The organism is Rhodococcus zopfii NBRC 100606 = JCM 9919, from assembly GCF_001895025.1.
Taxonomy (GTDB): Bacteria; Actinomycetota; Actinomycetes; order Mycobacteriales; family Mycobacteriaceae; genus Rhodococcus; species Rhodococcus zopfii.
This window is the reverse complement of the sequence record NZ_BCXI01000045.1, coordinates 1-16,062: the sequence shown is the minus strand read 5'-3', so window position 1 is coordinate 16,062 and position 16,062 is coordinate 1. Positions and strand designations below refer to the sequence as shown.

The window sequence follows — 16,062 nt, the reverse complement described above, 5'->3', positions numbered from 1 at the left end:
ACTAGCCGCCCAACGGCTCCGCGACGACGAACGCGCCCCCACCTCACCTTGGAGGTAGCGGCGCGTTCGTCGTCGAAGCCTCAGGCGCCTACGGGAATCAGAGGTTCCAGTCCCCGAGTCCGTCCCAGCCGTTCAGGACACCACCACCGGTGTTCTGCACGATGACCGGATCGCCCTTCTGGGCGTTCTCGAAGAACCACCTGCCGTCCTCGGTGCTGACGTTCAGGCAACCGTGGCTGGTGTTGGTGTTTCCCTGCGCCCACTCCGACCACGGAGCAGCGTGAACGAAGATGCCGCTGTTGGAGATTCGCGTCGCGTACTCGACATACGTGCGATAACCCTCCGGGGAGTCGACGGGCACCCCGTACGTGGACGAATCCATGTACATGTCGCGGAATCGCTCACCGACGATGTACGTGCCGTTGGGGGTTTCGTGCCCGGGCTTGCCGAAGGACGTCGGCATCGTTCGCACGACCTCGCCGTTGCGGGTCACCGTGATGGTCTTGGTGTTGTCGTCGGCCACGGCGATCTGCGCGTCACCGATCGTGAACGACGAGCGCGTGTCGCCGGCGGCGACGGTGACCTGCGTGTGGGCGGGCCAGAAGTCGAACGGCCGCCACCGCACCTGCCGGTCGGACGCCCAGTAGAAGTGGCCACCGACGGCCGGGGTGGTCTTGATCGAGATGGCGCGCTCGGCCGCCGCGCGGTCGCCGATCGGCTCGTTGAACCGGATGATGATCGGTTGGGCGACACCGACCGTCTCACCGTCGGCCGGGTTCACCGACGGCGCCGAGAACGGCGCCACCGGGGCGACCGGTGCCGCGGGAATCTGGCTGCCCGACCCGGGAACGAGACTGTCGAGACTCGGCACCTCCGGGCCACCCGGCCACAGCGGCGCCGCGGCGGCGGGCCCGGCGAACGCGAGTGCGGCGGCGGCAACACCGATCAGCGCGGTCGCGGCTCGTCCGGACCATCGTCCGGTCCGGTTCACAGCGGTCGCCCGCCCCTTCTTCAAGGACATGCTCCAACCCATCGTTAGACCGTGCGCTGCGACTCTGCCTGCCCCGATTGCAGCGCTTCGTGCCCACCCATTAGACACAGCGCTTCCGCGGACCGCCAATTGGGCAGCGCGCCCCACACCCCGATATCCGCGTATTTGCGCAGGTCGCAGGCGTTCAGGCCTCCAGTCGAGAGGCCTCGAGCATTTCGGCGATCGACACGAACTTCTGCCTCGGCTTACCGGCCGCGGCTCCACGCGAGCGCTCCTGCTTGTCGATCTTCTGCCAACCGCTGTAGTCGACGAATCCGGGACGGCGCTCCGCGACGAGCGTCGCCAGCTTCTCCCGGTCCTCGGCCGGGGGGGCGAGGCGCCCTGCGACGAAATCGTCGATGAGCCGCTCGACGGTCTGCGCCGAGCACTGCTTGTTCGTACCGATCACGCCGCTCGGGCCCCGCTTGATCCAACCGGCGGTGTAGACGCCTGTGAGCGGCTCGCTCGTCTGCGGGTCGACGACGCGCCCCTCCACGTTGGGGATCACGCCGCGCCGCTCGTCGAAGGGCAGATCCGCGACCGGCGTTCCGCGGTAGCCGATCGACCGCAGCACCAGACCGGTCTCGAGCGTCTCACGTTCACCGGTGGGCCGGGCCTCGAGCCGTCCGTCGGCATCGATGAGCTCGTTGCGTTCGAGGGTGATCGACTCGACCTTGCCGTCGCCGCCGATCTCCACCGGCGAGGCGAGGTAGCGCAGCACGATCCTCTTGTTGCCCTCGGTGGGCGTGCGCCGTGCGAATCCTTCGGCCTGCTCGACCTTGAGGGCGATGCGCGGCTCGCACTCGGGGTCGTCGAGAAGCGCGCGGCTGGCAGGATCGAGCTCGACTTCGGCCGGATCGACGATCACGTCGATCCCGCGAAGTTGCCCGAGCGCGAGCAGTTCCGGATTCGTGTACGCGGCCTGAGCCGGACCGCGACGACCCACGACGACGACCTCGCGGATGTTCGAATTGCGCAGGGCCTCCACGGCGTGGTCTGCCATGTCGGTGCGAGCGAGGACCTCCGGATCCATCACGAGCGCGCGGGCGACGTCGAGCGCGACGTTGCCGTTGCCGATGATCACCGCGCGCTCGCCGGACAGGTCGAACTTCCGGTCCGCGTAGTCGGGGTGGCCGTTGTACCAGGAAACGAACTCCGTTGCGGCGTGCGAACCGGGCAGATCCTCACCCGGGACATCCAGCCGCCGGTCACCGGCGGCACCGACCGCGTAGATCACGGCGTGGTGGTGGGCGAGCAGTTCGTCGTGACTGACGTGGGTGCCGACCTCGACGTCGAAGTAGCACTGGGTGTTCTTGTGGCCGATAGCGCTGCGGAACAGATCACCGACCGCCTTGGTGCTCTTGTGATCCGGCGCGACACCGGCTCGGACGAGGCCGTACGGCGTGGGGAGTCGGTCGAAGATGTCGACCTCGACGCGAGGACGGGACGTCAGTTCCATCGCGGCGTAACAGGCGGCGGGACCGGATCCGACGATCGCGACCCGTAGTGTGCCCAGGTCCGCGGGGATCTTCCTGCGCTCACGGAGTTCCGGCCAGTCCGGGCCGATCGGGAAACGCTCGTAGTAGTCGGCGGCGATTCTCAGGTAGGGCTCGTGTTCGGCGGCCAGTTCGTTGTCCGCGGAGATCGCGTCGACCGGGCATTCGTCCACGCAGGCACCGCAGTCGATGCAGGTCTCCGGATCGATGTAGAGCAGCTCGGTGGTGGCGAATTGCGGTTCGTCGGGCGTCGGGTGAATGCAGTTGACCGGACAAACCTCGACGCACGACGCATCGTTGCAACACGCCTGGGTGATCACATAAGCCACGGGTATACCTGCCTGAGAGTGCCGGTGTAATGCGACGTTTCGCGTCCAGACTATAACGTGTTGCAGTCGTGGTCGAGACTTGCCGATCTCCGGCCGTGTGCAGATTCCCTACGTGCTTCCGGCGCACGACCGGAGGCGTACCCCGCGGTCTACTCCTCGAACTCGTCCCCCGACTCGATCCGGAAACCGATCTTGAGGGTGACCTGCACATGCGCGACCGCACCGTCGTCTATGTGGCCGCGCACGTTCACCACTTCGAACCATTCGAGATGCCGCGTCGTCTCGCCGGCCCGCGCTACTGCTCTCGCGATGGCATCGTCGACGCCTTCGGTCGACGACCCGACCACCTCGATGACTCGGTAGACATGGCTCATTGTGGTGCCTCCCTTCATACCAGACACAGCACCTGTATCCAATAGTGCGAGCACACCCCCTCCCCCGTCCGCGAAACGCGCGAAACCACAAATGTCACAACGCGACAGCGCGCACTATCGCATCGCGACAGCGTCCGCTACCGCGAGGCGGCAGCGACCGGACAGACCGGGGTGCGAGAGGCACGAAACGTGAATCGGGACGAACGGCCGTGTGTCAGGCCCTCCGGGCCAACTCGCGTGCCAGCGGGCCGAGCCGCGCCAGGCGCAGATCGCCCAGCGGCATCGCACCGGCTCCGAGCCGATTGGTGGTGAACGCCAACGACAGTCCGTTCTCGAGGTCCGCGAACGCCCCCGATCCGCCGACGCCGTAGTGGCCGAGCGCCCCGCGCGGGCGCTCCAGGCTCGCGAACAACGGCTGGTGGTAGCCCAGACGCCAGGCCATCGGCACCCCGAGCACGTAATCGCGGCCGCGCACCCGGACCTCGTCCATCGCCGCGATCGTCTCCGGCTTCAGGAAGCACCTGCCGTCGATGGTGCCGCCGGCCGCGATCGCACCGTACATCCGGGCGAGGGCGCGCGCCGTGAACACCCCGTTCCAGCCGGGCATCACCGAGTCGTGCACCGCGGGGTTGCGGACGAGATCGTCGAAACCGTCGGGCATCGCAGCCTCCGCGAGGCCGCGCATCGGCGCGACCTTCGACAGCACCGACGCACTGAGCTCCCAGTGGAGCCCGGCGGGGTTGATGCGGGGGAACAGCTTCGCGATACGCGGCCGCTCCGACGTCGGTACGCGATACCAGAAGTCAGGATTCCCGAGGGGTTCGGAGATCTCGCGCCGCACCACTTCCTCGAACGGCAGTCCCGTTGCCCGCCGGACGATCTCCGCGACCAGCCATCCGTAGGTGACCGCGTGGTAGCCGGTGCCCTGCAGGCGCCGGCGGTCCGGGCGGGCCGCGGCGAGCGCGGCGACCGTCGCGTCGTAGTCGAGGATTCCGTCTCGTCCGGGAACGAGTCCTCGGACCCGATGCAGACCGGCGCGGTGTGTCAGCACGTCCGCGACGGTGATCGACTCCTTGCCTGCGGCGGCGAACTCCGGCCAGTACTGCGCGACGGGAGCGAAGTAGTCGATGATCCCGCGCTCCGCGAGCCGGTGCACGACCGTCGAGGCCACACCCTTGCCCGTCGAGAAGGACAGGGACATGGTGTCGCGGTTCCAGCGCCGGTCCGGACCCGACCAACCCGCCCAGACGTCGAGGACCTTCTCGCCGTGGAGGTAGGCGGAGAGGGCACCGCCGCCGTCCTGAGGCTGCCGGTACATCGCGAAGAAGCGGTCGGCGAGCGGCAGGAATCGCGGGTCCACGTGCATCTCGGTCGGCGGCCGCTGTTCGGCCTCGTCGTCGAGCCGCACCTCCGTCAGCATCGTCATCGCAATCTCCCATCCCGGCAATTCCGACAGACTATGTGTCGGACGGCATCCACGGAAGGCTTGATTCCACTGGCAGGACGCGATATGAGCAGTCAGGGCGTCGCGTACCGGAAGGTCCCGATCACGACGCAACTGCGGCCCGTCGCAAAGTTCACCGCCGCCGACGCCGCGCCCTCACACAGCATCGGATCGGCGCCGTCACCCACATACGCCTGCGATTGCGGCCCTGCCAGCACGACCGCCGCTGCCGGATCGTCGAGGACGCCCAGCGCGAGAGCATCGGCGCCGAAACCGACCGCCGCAAGCTGTCCGCCGCGGCTCTCGCCCGCGCCCACCCCTCCGGACAACCCGGCGCCGATCACGAACGCACCCGAGCTGGCGTCGGCGAACCCGACACCACCGTCGCTGTAGCCCCACGCTCCGCTCGTCGCGTCCGTGTTCGCGCCGCACCCGGTGGTGCCGTCGATCTCGACGATCGACGCCGGAGCGCCCGGGGGCGCCGCGCAGGTCAGAGCCTGCGCAGGTCCCGCTGAAAGAAAGGTGCCGGCGATTGCCGCGGAAACGACCGCGACCGCTCCACTCAGTGCACGTATAGGAATCCAGGGACACGTCACCGTGGTAGTCCTCCTCGGAGCCGACGGCGATCTGTTCTGCCGAACAGTCTACGGAGGTCCGGTCAGGTGCCACTCACGGCAAACGTAACGACCCGAATGCGATTTCGGGAACGGCAGGAGCCGCGTTCAACCCCGCGCCGCGTCCTTCCGGTCGGTGTCGCGGCGGTCGGTGTCGCGCGACGGCTGCACCCGCTTCGGTTCGCCGGGCATCTTCGGATGGGTGGGCGGATACGGTAGATCGCCGAGACCGGCGGCCGCGTCACGCTCGGCCATCTCGAGCAACACGTCGAGCGGATGCGCGGTGTCGTCGAGCCCGGCCATCGGGTCGCCGCGGCGAGCCAGCAGATCGGGGACGGTCGCGATCGTGAAGTCGTCCGGCTCCGCGTCGGCCAGCTCGTCCCACGTCAACGGCGTCGACACCGTCGCAGTCGGGGTGCGACGCACCGAGTACGCGGACGCGATGGTCTTGTCGCGGGCGTTCTGGTTGTAGTCGAGGAAGATCCGCTCGCCGCGTTCCTCCTTCCACCACGCGGTCGTCGCGCGACCGCCGCTCCGGCGTTCGATCTCGCGCATCAGTGCGATCCCGGCGCGGCGCACCCCGACGAAGTCCCAGTCGGGAACGATCCGCAGGTACACGTGCAGACCCCGGCCCCCGGACGTCTTCGGGAACCCGGCCAGCCCCAGCTCGTCGAGGAGAGGCCGCACCACCTCGAGCGCGATCGCACGCGCGTCACCGAAATCGGTGCCGGGTTGCGGATCCAGGTCGATACGCAGCTCGTCGGGCCGGTCGACGTCGGGGCATCGCACCGCCCACGGGTGGAACGTCACCGTGCCCAGGTTTGCCGCCCACACGATGTCCGCCGCGGACCGCACGTGCAGCACATCGGCCTTCCGTCCGGACGGGAACGTGACCTCGCAGGTGCCGACGTGGTCGGGGTGCCGCGCCGGGACCCGCTTCTGATAGATCTCCTCCCCCTCGATACCGTCGGGGAAGCGCTGCAGGTGGGTGGGGCGATCCCGCAGCGCGGTCAGAAGGGGAGCGTCCCCGGTCGCGACGGTCCGGTAGTACTCGACGAGGTGCCGTTTCGTGCCCCCGGCGGCACCGAGCCGCGGGAAATACACCTTGTCCGGGTTCGACAGCCGCACGGCGATGCCGTCGACGTCGAGTTCCTCCGCCGGGGACCGCCTGGCCGTGCCCGCCACCGGTCAGCCTTCCGATCGGTCGAGAACGTCGGCCAGGTCGTACCGCACGGGAACCTCCAGTTGGTCGTAGGTGCAGCTCTTCGGGTCCCGGTCGGGACGCCAGCGCAGGAACCTCGCGGCGTGCCGGAAGCGCAGACCGCCCTCGACCGTGCCTTCCATCTGGTCGTAGGCGACCTCGAGGACCCGCTCGGGGCGCAACGGCACCCAGCTGCGGTCGGTTGCGGACCGCCACCGGGTCGGTTCGCCCTCGGCGACGACGTCGGCTCCGACGCGCAGCGGTTCGAGTTCGGCGAGCAGCTCCTGCCTGCGCTGTGCGGTGAACGCCGATGCCCCGCCGACCATCACGAGCTCGCCGTCGTGGAACAGACCCAACAGCAGCGACCCGACGCCGTCGATGCTCTTGTGCCTGCGATATCCGGCGAGCACACAGTCCGCGGTTCGTGCGTGCTTGACCTTCACCATCTCCCGCTTGTCCGGCAGGTACAGGCTGTCGAGGCGTTTGGCGACCACACCGTCGAGACCGGCACCTTCGAACTCCTCGAACCAGCGCTGCGCGGTCGCCGCCTCCCCGGTCGCCACCGTGACGTGGCAGCTCGGACCACCGCCGGCGATCTCCCTCAACCGGTTTCGCCGATCCCGGAACGGAACGTCCATCAGGTTCTCGTCGTCGATCGCGACGAGATCGAATCCGACGAACTGCGCGGGTGTCTGTTCGGCCAGCAACGCGACCCGGCTCGCGGCCGGGTGGATCCGCTCGGACAGTGACTGCCAGTCCAGCCGGGTGCGACCGTCACGTTCGAACGGCACGACGATCTCTCCGTCGACGACGCACCTGCCCGGCAACTCTGCGCGCACGGCGTCGGCCAGTTCCGGGAAGTACCGGACCAGGTCCTTACCGCCGCGAGAGGAGAACACCACCTCGTCGCCGTCTCGGAACACCAGGGCCCGGAACCCGTCCCATTTCGGTTCGTAGGACCATTCCGCCGGCCCGTCGGCAGGCTGCGGCGGCACCGCCGAGACGGCCTTCGCGAGCATCGGAGCGAGCGGCGGAGCCACTGGAAGATCCACCGCACCATGGTGGCATCCGCCGGTCGGCCCCGCCCTCCATTGAGGCGAATCCGCGCGATTCCGTACGCTCCGTCCATGGGCATCTTTCGTCGGGCTTGCGCCATCGCGGCAGTGTCGTGCGCGGCCGTCTTCTCCCTGAGCGCCTGCGGGTCCGACATCAACCCCGTCGCGGTACCGGAATCCGGTGCGGCCGCCGCTCCGACCACGGCACCGTCCTCGTCGAAAACCACGACCGCGACGTCGCCGTCGTCGTCGTCCGACGCGGACCTGGACATCGACGTCGAGATCGGGGACTGCGTGAATCTCGGCGGCACCGTCGACGACGCCGTGATCGACAACGCCACCTGCGGCAGCAGGGAGTCGAACTACAAGGTGGTCGGCAAGGTCGGCTCCAGCGACGAATGCGTGTCCGACATCGACCAGACGTACTACGAGACGCTCGGCGGCGTCGAGACAGGCGCGCTGTGCCTCGACATCGACTGGGTCGTGGGAACGTGCATGGAACTCGACGGCAAGAACCCCGTGCGCGTCGACTGCAACGACCCGGCCGCAGAGGGTGAGAAGGTCACCGAGATCCTGCAGAACAGCGACGACGTCGAGGACTGCACGATCTCGGAGGGCGGTTTCGTCTACAACGAGCGCCGTTTCGTGGTCTGCACCGATTCGCTGTAGTTCTACAGCCAGCCGCGCCGGCGGAATATCCCGAACAGGCTGCAGCAGGTGATCACCATCATCAGCAGGGCAAACGGATACCCGCCGACCCAGTGCAGTTCCGGCATGTGATCGAAGTTCATGCCGTACACGGTTCCGATGAGGGTGGGCGCGAACAGGATCGCCGCCCACGCCGACACCTTCTTGATCTCCTCGTTCTGCGTGTAGCTCGCCCGAGTCAGGTTCCGCATCTCCTCGTTCTGCATCTGCGAGACGAGGGTCGCGTTGACGGTGAGAATGTTGCCGAGCAACTGCCGGAACCCGTCGACCTGTTCCACGACGGCGGTCGCGTGGTCGGTCACGTCCCGCAGGTACTTCTGCAGTTCCTCGTCGATGCGGTACTTCCCGAATCCGGCGGACAATCCACTGAGTACAGCGAGCAGCGGCTTGGCTGCCCGCTGGAACTCGATGACCTCGCGGGACAACTCGTAGATGCGCCGCGACACCTTCGGGTCACCGCTGAACACTTCGGTCTCGATCTCGTCGATGTCGTTCTGCAGACCCGCAACGACCGGTGCGTAGCCGTCGACGACCGCGTCGAGGATCGCGTACAGCACCGCTTCCGGCCCGCGGCGCAGCAGTTCGGGGTCGTGTTCCATCCGGCTGCGGACGGCCGACAGGTCGGGTGATTCGCTGTGCCGGACGGTGAGCACGAACGTCGGGCCCACGAACACGTGCAGTTCACCGAAGTCGACGCGTTCGGATTCGTCGACGTATCGTGCGGCTCGCAGCACCACGAACAACGTGTCGCCGTACCGTTCGAGCTTGGGCCGCTGATGCGCGACGATCGCGTCCTCGACGGCGAGTTCGTGGAATCCGAACTGCTCGGCCGCCTCGTGCAGCTGGGTATCGCTGGGCCGGTACATCCCGATCCAGGCCATCGACCCGTCGTCCGGCAGGTGGTTCAGCGCGTCGGCGAGGGTTGCCGGGGACGTCGTCCGGCGGCCGTCCCGGTACACCGCGCTGTCGACGATGCTGCTCTCGGCGCGGGAGCCGGACCGGTCCACCGGCACCGGGACGCGGGTGTGCAGCGGCGCACCGAGGTTGTCGCTCTCGCCGAAGCCACCGGAGGCGGGCACGGCGCGGCGTGGCGGGAGGGCACGGACAGGACGGTTCCGGAACATGGCGGCACGGCTTTCGCAGGACGAGATCGGCAGCGGGACCAGTCCCGCCCGGGATGTACGCGGACAGCAGTGCCGCACACGACCGCTGCGTGCCGGGACTGCTGTCAGTCGGTACTGGGAGGTTGACTGCTCATCAGAGCACCACCTCCTCTTCCTCGTCCGGCATGCGAGCCGGGTCGTCGACCACCGAGCAGCGTACGCCTGCACCTCACCGCGATGCCATTCGGCGAGCCTGTCGGTGCCACCGGACACAATGCGTCCAGTAGCACCCGCTCACGGCACGACAACACCCCGGAGGTCCTTGACGATGCGCTGGCCCGACCGCCCGATCTGTGCATTCGACCTCGAGACGACCGATCGCGACCCGAGGACCGCGCGCATCGTGTCGGCGTGTGTCGCGACGTTCGACGGTGACCGGGTCGAGTCGAGAACGTGGCTGCTCGACCCCGGGATCCCGATCCCGGACGAGACCGTCGCGATCCACGGAATCACCACCGAGCGTGCCCGCGCCGAGGGGCAGGACTACGCGAGCGGATATGCGCAGATCCGGGAGGCGCTGTGCGAGGCGTGGGTGCGCGACCACATCGTCGTCGCGTTCAACGCGAGTTACGACCTGACGGTGATCGACGCGGAAGGTCGCCGGCTGGGTCTGGCCCCGCTGGTGACGGGCACGGTCGTCGACCCCTACGTGATCGATCGGGAGATGGACCGGTCGCGGTCGGGAAAGCGCACGCTGCAGGCGGTGTGCGAGGCGTACGGGGTCGTGCTCGCGGCGGCGCACGAGGCCGAAGCCGACGCGCTGGCCGCCGGGCTTCTCACCCGCGCGATCGTCGAGCGCTTCCCGCAACTCGCCGAGCTGGACATCATGGCCGACCAAGCGGCGTGGCACGCCGAGCGGCAGCGCAACTTCGCCGAGTACCTGCGTGAGCTGGGCCGCGAAACCTCCGACGTCGACGGGGCTTGGCCGATCCGCGGCACCGCCTGACCTGTCACCGGCTCAGGACGCCGTCATGGAATCGGCCCCGTCACGGAATCAGTCCCTGCCGGCGCGCTTCGACGACGGCCTCGTGGCGGCTGTGCACGTCGAGCTTGCCCATGAGATTCCGCATGTAGCTCTTGACCGTTTCGAGGCTCAGTGACAGTCGCTCGGCGATCTCCGCGTTGCGGCATCCCAGCGCGACATATCCGAGCACGTCACGTTCGCGTTCGGACAGCTGCACCCGCGCGGCGGTCGGTGTCCGGCCGGCGGTCAGGGTGCGCAGCTTCTCCCCGACAGCGCGCAACTGGGCTTCCAGCGCCGGGTCCGCCGTGTGCGCCGCGATCTCCCGCAGCGCCAGATAGCTCTCGGTAATGCCCTCCGACACCGACGCCGAGACTCCCGCGGATCCCGCGACCGCGTCCCGTGCGTTCTCGAGGAGTTCGATGCGACGATCCACCTCGTCCCGGATCTCGATCTCGCGGGCCAGCGCCCGCGCACCGGCCATCACCTGTTCGGCGACCGTGTCGCCGATCGGCATGTTGACCCGCAGACCGCCGTACATCGTCGCCCGGGTACGTCCGCGCACGACGACGGGCGCGGCCAGCAGCGATTCGATGCCTTCGCCGGCGACCTGCGGGTCGTAGTCGTGGGTGATGCGGTCGGAAACGAAATAGTCGGCGATCGAGACCGGTCGCTGTTCCGCGATGGCCCGGCCTCCGACACCGCATTCCGAGCTGATGACGAGGTTGCGCAGGATGTTGCTGCGGGTACCGACGAAACCGGACAGGATCATGTCCTGGCCGTGGACGGCACCGCCGAACAGGATGGGCAGCCCGGTGGAGATCTGCAGCAGTCGCAGTTGCGCGCGCAGTGCGTCGTCGTCGCTGGGCCGGAGCCTGCCGCTCGGTTCGGGATCGGTCCGCGCGCTGTTCATCGACTAATCCTTCCGGCAGCAAACCGCTCGACTACCCACTTCAGAGGGTAGCGGGGTGCCGATCGTGACCCATAGCCTCCAGGCAAATCGGTGTTGCTGCCATCACAACAGCACTCCATTCCCCGTAAAGCCCACGTCCACGGAGGTCATCGTGTCCACGCCGACGGCGCACACCGCCAACCACTCTCCGCTCAGTCCGCTGCGGTTCCTGGAACGGTCCGCGTCCGTGTTCCCGGATCGGGTCGCCATCGTGCACGGCGACCGGCGCTACTCGTACGCCGAGTTCGCCGCGGAGACGCAGCGGTTCGCGCAGGCCCTGCGCGCCCGTATCCAGCCCGGCGACCGTGTCGCGTTCCTGGCCCCGAACGTGCCGGAACTGTTGATCGCGCACTTCGCGGTGCCGCTGGCCGGTGGTGTTCTCATCGCGCTCAACTCCCGGCTGGCCGGACCGGAACTCGAGTACATCCTGAACCACTCGGAGAGCTCGCTGCTGTTCGTCGATTCCGAACTGGTCGGGTCGGTGTCCGGGGTGAAGGAGAACGTGCCGTCCGTCGGCCACATCATCGAGGTGCCGGACTCGACGGTGCCTGATCCGGACGTGCCCGCCGGTGTCGTCACCGGACGCTACGACGAGTTCCTCGCGTCCGCCGACACCGATGCGTCGCCGCTGCCGTGGACGGTCGACGACGAACTGCAGGTCATCGCGATCAACTACACGTCGGGCACCACCGGAAAGCCCAAGGGCGTGATGTACACCCATCGCGGGGCCTATCTCAACTCGTTCGGCGAGACCTTCCACAACGGATTCGACGGTAAGACGAAGTATCTGTGGACGTTGCCGATGTTCCACTGCAACGGCTGGTGCACCCCGTGGGCGGTCACCGCTGCCGGCGGCACCCACATCTGCCTGCGCGCGGTGCGGGCCGATGCCGTGTGGGACGCCATCGACACCCTCGGCGTCACCAACCTGTGCGGTGCCCCTGCGGTGTGCTCGACGATCGCGAACGCCGAACAGGCCCATGCCCTGGACCGGCCGCTGCGGATCACCACGGCCGGTGCTCCGCCGTCGCCGACGGTGATCGCGCAGCTCGACGCGATCGGTATCACCGTCGTGCACGTGTACGGGCTGACCGAGGTGTACGGGCCGTACACGATCTGTGAGTACCAGGAGGCCTGGGACGACAAGCCCGCCGAGGAACGGGCGGCGCTGCTGTCGCGGCAGGGCGTGGGCATGTTGCAGGCGGAGAACGCGCGCGTCGTCGATCCGGAGATGAACGACGTGCCCGCGGACGGGCAGACGATGGGCGAGATCGTGCTGCGCGGCAACAACGTGATGCTCGGCTACTACAAGGACCCGGAGGCCACGGCCGAGGCGTTCGCGGGCGGCTGGTTCCACACCGGTGACCTCGGCGTCATGTATCCCGACGGCTACATCCAGCTCAAGGACCGGGCGAAGGACATCATCATCTCCGGCGGCGAGAACATCTCGACGGTCGAGGTGGAGCAGGCGATCGTCAACCACCCGGCGGTGCTGGACGTCGCCGTGGTCGGGGTGCCCGACGAGAAGTGGGGCGAGCGGCCGCGGGCGTTCGTGATCCGCAAGAAGGGTGAGTCGGTCACCGCCGAGGAGATCATCGCGCACGTACGCGCGCAGCTCGCCGGCTACAAGGTGCCGCGCGACATCGTGTTCCCGCACGACCTGCCGCGCACGCCGACCGGCAAGATCCTCAAGTTCGAATTGCGGGCTTCGAACAACGCTCAGGCGTGACCTTGGATAATCGACAACCATGACCTCTGGATCCGGCACTGTGCGACGCTCCGAGTCGACGGGACCCGACCCCGCCCAGTTCCGGGTACACGTGGTCACTCAGGCCATCCGATTGTTCTCCGAGCACGGCTACGAGTCGACGACGGTCGAGCAGATCGCGTCGGCCGCCGGAGTGTCCCGGCGCACCTTCTTCCGGCAGTTCCGGTCGAAGGAGGACGTGATCTTCGCCGACCACGAGTCACTGCTCGAGCAGGTCGCCGCCTATCTGTCGCGCGAGTTCGACGACCCGTGGGCGGCGACCTGCGAGGCCGCGCAGGTGGTGTTCCGGCATTTCCGGGATCGGAGGGAGCTCGCGGTGTGGCGGTATCGGGTGGTGCAGCGGGTGCCCGCGCTGCGCGACCGCGAACTCGTCACCACTTATCGGTACGAGCGGCTGTTCACCGAATTCCTGCGGTCCGCGGTGCCGGGTGAGAAACCGGTCCGGATCGTCAGTTACGCGGCGGCGATCACGTCGGCACACAACTATCTGCTGCGGGCGATGATCCGCGGGGACGAGACCGCGACCGCCGAGGCGCTCTCCCGCGAGTTGTTCGAGCTCCGGCTCACATTCGGGGTGGTGCCCGGCCTCGAAGCGACGGCGGCGGTCACGACACCGCGTGCCGTGACGGTCCTGACCTACCCCGTGGGCATCTCACCCGAGGAGATCGCCGAGCAGGTACGCCGCCAGCTCGGCAGCTGACCTGCGGGCCCGTGCGCGTTTCCGGTAGCACCGGCTACCAGAAGCGCGCACGACCTCATCATTGACCTGGCACTGAGTGCCGTGGTTAGAATTGGACGATTCCGTGATGTCATACGCCTGCTACTCGATACAGTGGGCGCGGATACACCCTCACGAATGGCACCGCGTGCCGATAGGAGTTCCACCCGCATGGCTCTCAACGCCGATTTCGACCTGTTCAAGCTCAGCGAGGAGCACGACGCGCTGCGTGAGGCCATCCGCGCGCTGTCCGAGAAGGAGATCGCCCCCTACGCCAAGGAGGTGGACGAGAACTCCCGCTTCCCGCAGGAAGCCCTCGACGCCCTCAACAAGTCCGGGTTCAACGCCATCCACGTGCCCGAGCAGTTCGAGGGCCAGGGCGCCGATTCGATCGCCGCGTGCATCGTCATCGAAGAGGTCGCTCGCGTGTGCGGCTCGTCGTCGCTGATCCCCGCCGTGAACAAGCTGGGCACCATGGGCCTGATCCTGCGCGGCTCCGACGAGCTCAAGGCGAAGGTGCTGCCGGACATCGTCAACGGTGCGATGGCGTCCTACGCGCTGTCCGAGCGTGAGGCCGGCTCCGACGCCGCGTCGATGCGCACCCGCGCGAAGGCCGACGGCGACGACTGGATCCTCAACGGCTCCAAGTGCTGGATCACCAACGGCGGCAAGTCCACCTGGTACACGGTCATGGCCGTCACCGATCCCGACAAGGGCGCCAACGGCATCTCCTCGTTCATGGTGCACAAGGACGACGAGGGCTTCGTCGTCGGACCGAAGGAGAAGAAGCTCGGCATCAAGGGCTCCCCCACCGCCGAGCTGTACTTCGAGAACTGCCGCATCCCCGGCGACCGCATGGTCGGCGAACCCGGCACCGGCTTCAAGACCGCGCTGGCGACCCTTGACCACACCCGCCCGACCATCGGCGCGCAGGCCGTCGGCATCGCCCAGGGCGCGCTCGACGCGGCGATCGCCTACACCAAGGACCGCAAGCAGTTCGGCCGTCCGATCTCCGACAACCAGGGTGTGCAGTTCATGCTCGCCGACATGGCGATGAAGGTCGAGGCCGCCCGCCTGATGGTCTACACCTCCGCCGCTCGCGCCGAGCGCGGCGAGGGCAACCTCGGCTTCATCTCCGCAGCCGCCAAGTGCTTCGCTTCCGATGTCGCCATGGAGGTCACCACCGACGCCGTGCAGCTGTTCGGCGGCGCCGGCTACACCACCGACTTCCCGGTCGAGCGCATGATGCGCGACGCCAAGATCACTCAGATCTACGAAGGTACCAACCAGATCCAGCGCGTCGTCATGTCCCGCGCGCTGCTCCGCTGAATCTGTCGCAGTACCTTCATCTCGACAGAGTTTCGTCTCCGAGGAGTATTTCCGTGGCAATTGAACTGGTAGGCGTGGTCGGCGGCGGCACGATGGGCGCCGGCATCGCAGAGGTGTGCGCCAAGGCCGGCAGTGAAGTGATTGTGCTCGAAACAAGCGAAGAGTTCGCCGCCAAGGCGCTCGAGCGGGTCACCACTTCGATCAACAAGGGCGTCGCCCGCGGCAAGATCACCCAGGAGGACGCCGACGCCGCCGTCGCGCGGGTCCGCGTCACCACCGACATGGCCGATCTCGCCGACCGCGACCTCGTCATCGAAGCCGCACCCGAGATCGAGTCACTCAAGGCCGACATCTTCGCCAAGCTCGACGCGGTCGTGAAGCCGGGCGCCATCCTGGCGACGAACACGTCGTCGCTCGCGGTCATCAAGATGGCCCAGGCGACGTCGCGTCCCGGCCAGGTCGTCGGCGTCCACTTCTTCAATCCGGTGCCGGTGATGCCGCTGGTCGAGGTCATCTCCGCCCTCACCACCGACGAAGAAGCCGCGAACGTCGTCTACGACTACGTCAAGAACACCCTCGGCAAGACGGCGGTCCGTGCGGGCGACCGCGCCGGCTTCATCGTCAACGCCCTTCTCATCCCGTACCTGTGCCAGGCGGTGCGGATGCTCGAGTCGGGCTACGCGACGAAGGAAGACATCGACGACGCGATGAAGGGCGGCTGCGGCTACCCGATGGGCCCGCTCACGCTGCTCGACACCGTCGGCCTCGACGTCGCGCTCAACGCGGCACAGTCGCTGTACGACGAGTTCGCCGAGCCGCACCTCGCACCGCCGGCGCTGCTGCGCCGCATGGTCGACGCGGGTCGCCTCGGCCGCAAGACCGGCGAGGGCTTCTACAGCTACAAGTAGGCAACCACGCGA

The 16,062-nt window shown here is 67.8% G+C and carries 15 protein-coding genes; 6 read left to right on the top strand and 9 right to left on the bottom strand.

What is annotated here, in order from left to right:
• Positions 1-97: 97 nt before the first annotated feature.
• From RZ1_RS24325 to RZ1_RS24295, 7 genes are all read right to left on the bottom strand, one after another.
• Entirely contained in the window at positions 98-1,021 is a 924-nt protein-coding gene (locus RZ1_RS24325) for a L,D-transpeptidase (RefSeq protein ID WP_072815084.1), read from the bottom strand.
• A 154-nt stretch (positions 1,022-1,175) separates the two neighbouring features.
• Positions 1,176-2,855, bottom strand: a complete 1,680-nt coding sequence (locus RZ1_RS24320) for a 4Fe-4S binding protein (protein WP_072815083.1) — start codon at positions 2,853-2,855, stop codon at positions 1,176-1,178.
• Between the two features lie 149 nt (positions 2,856-3,004).
• The gene (locus tag RZ1_RS24315) at positions 3,005-3,229 is read right to left on the bottom strand and encodes a dodecin (RefSeq protein ID WP_072815087.1); all 225 of its coding nucleotides are present in this window, start codon (positions 3,227-3,229) and stop codon (positions 3,005-3,007) included.
• Positions 3,230-3,443: 214 nt separating this feature from the next.
• The gene (locus tag RZ1_RS24310) at positions 3,444-4,649 is read right to left on the bottom strand and encodes a serine hydrolase domain-containing protein (RefSeq protein ID WP_139281964.1); all 1,206 of its coding nucleotides are present in this window, start codon (positions 4,647-4,649) and stop codon (positions 3,444-3,446) included.
• 98 nt (positions 4,650-4,747) lie between these two features.
• The gene (locus tag RZ1_RS24305) at positions 4,748-5,269 is read right to left on the bottom strand and encodes a DUF6764 family protein (RefSeq protein WP_083583891.1); all 522 of its coding nucleotides are present in this window, start codon (positions 5,267-5,269) and stop codon (positions 4,748-4,750) included.
• Positions 5,270-5,395: 126 nt separating this feature from the next.
• Positions 5,396-6,472, bottom strand: a complete 1,077-nt coding sequence (locus tag RZ1_RS24300) for a DNA polymerase domain-containing protein (protein WP_072815081.1) — start codon at positions 6,470-6,472, stop codon at positions 5,396-5,398.
• 3 nt (positions 6,473-6,475) lie between these two features.
• A complete protein-coding gene (locus RZ1_RS24295) occupies positions 6,476-7,540 on the bottom strand; it encodes an ATP-dependent DNA ligase (RefSeq protein WP_072815080.1) in 1,065 nt (354 codons plus the stop codon).
• A gap of 75 nt (positions 7,541-7,615) precedes the next feature.
• Between RZ1_RS24295 and lppU the strand changes: the two genes are divergently transcribed.
• Entirely contained in the window at positions 7,616-8,212 is a 597-nt protein-coding gene (lppU, locus tag RZ1_RS24290) for an LppU family putative lipoprotein (protein WP_072815079.1), read from the top strand.
• 2 nt (positions 8,213-8,214) lie between these two features.
• Here the strand turns inward: lppU and RZ1_RS24285 are convergent, their stop codons facing one another.
• The gene (locus RZ1_RS24285; RefSeq protein WP_072815078.1) at positions 8,215-9,375 is read right to left on the bottom strand and encodes a magnesium and cobalt transport protein CorA; all 1,161 of its coding nucleotides are present in this window, start codon (positions 9,373-9,375) and stop codon (positions 8,215-8,217) included.
• A gap of 307 nt (positions 9,376-9,682) precedes the next feature.
• Here RZ1_RS24285 and RZ1_RS24280 point away from each other — a divergent pair, with 307 nt between their 5' ends.
• A complete protein-coding gene (locus tag RZ1_RS24280) occupies positions 9,683-10,360 on the top strand; it encodes an exonuclease domain-containing protein (protein ID WP_072815077.1) in 678 nt (225 codons plus the stop codon).
• 40 nt (positions 10,361-10,400) lie between these two features.
• On the opposite strand, the gene RZ1_RS24275 is transcribed toward RZ1_RS24280, so the two are convergent.
• Positions 10,401-11,288 carry a LuxR C-terminal-related transcriptional regulator gene (locus RZ1_RS24275; protein ID WP_072815076.1) on the bottom strand — a complete coding sequence of 296 codons (888 nt, stop codon included), beginning with the start codon at positions 11,286-11,288 and terminating at the stop codon, positions 10,401-10,403.
• Positions 11,289-11,439: 151 nt separating this feature from the next.
• On the opposite strand from RZ1_RS24275, the gene RZ1_RS24270 reads away from it, so the two are divergent.
• The 4 genes from RZ1_RS24270 (at position 11,440) to RZ1_RS24255 (ending at position 16,050) form a co-directional block, all read left to right on the top strand.
• A complete protein-coding gene (locus RZ1_RS24270; RefSeq protein ID WP_072815075.1) occupies positions 11,440-13,056 on the top strand; it encodes an acyl--CoA ligase family protein in 1,617 nt (538 codons plus the stop codon).
• A 19-nt stretch (positions 13,057-13,075) separates the two neighbouring features.
• A complete protein-coding gene (locus RZ1_RS24265; protein ID WP_072815074.1) occupies positions 13,076-13,795 on the top strand; it encodes a TetR family transcriptional regulator in 720 nt (239 codons plus the stop codon).
• 189 nt (positions 13,796-13,984) lie between these two features.
• On the top strand, positions 13,985-15,142 hold the full coding sequence (locus tag RZ1_RS24260; protein WP_072815073.1) for an acyl-CoA dehydrogenase: 1,158 nt from the start codon (positions 13,985-13,987) through the stop codon (positions 15,140-15,142).
• Between the two features lie 59 nt (positions 15,143-15,201).
• Positions 15,202-16,050 (top strand): 3-hydroxybutyryl-CoA dehydrogenase, encoded by an 849-nt coding sequence (locus RZ1_RS24255; protein WP_072815085.1) that lies wholly within the window; start codon positions 15,202-15,204, stop codon positions 16,048-16,050.
• Positions 16,051-16,062 lie beyond the last annotated feature (12 nt).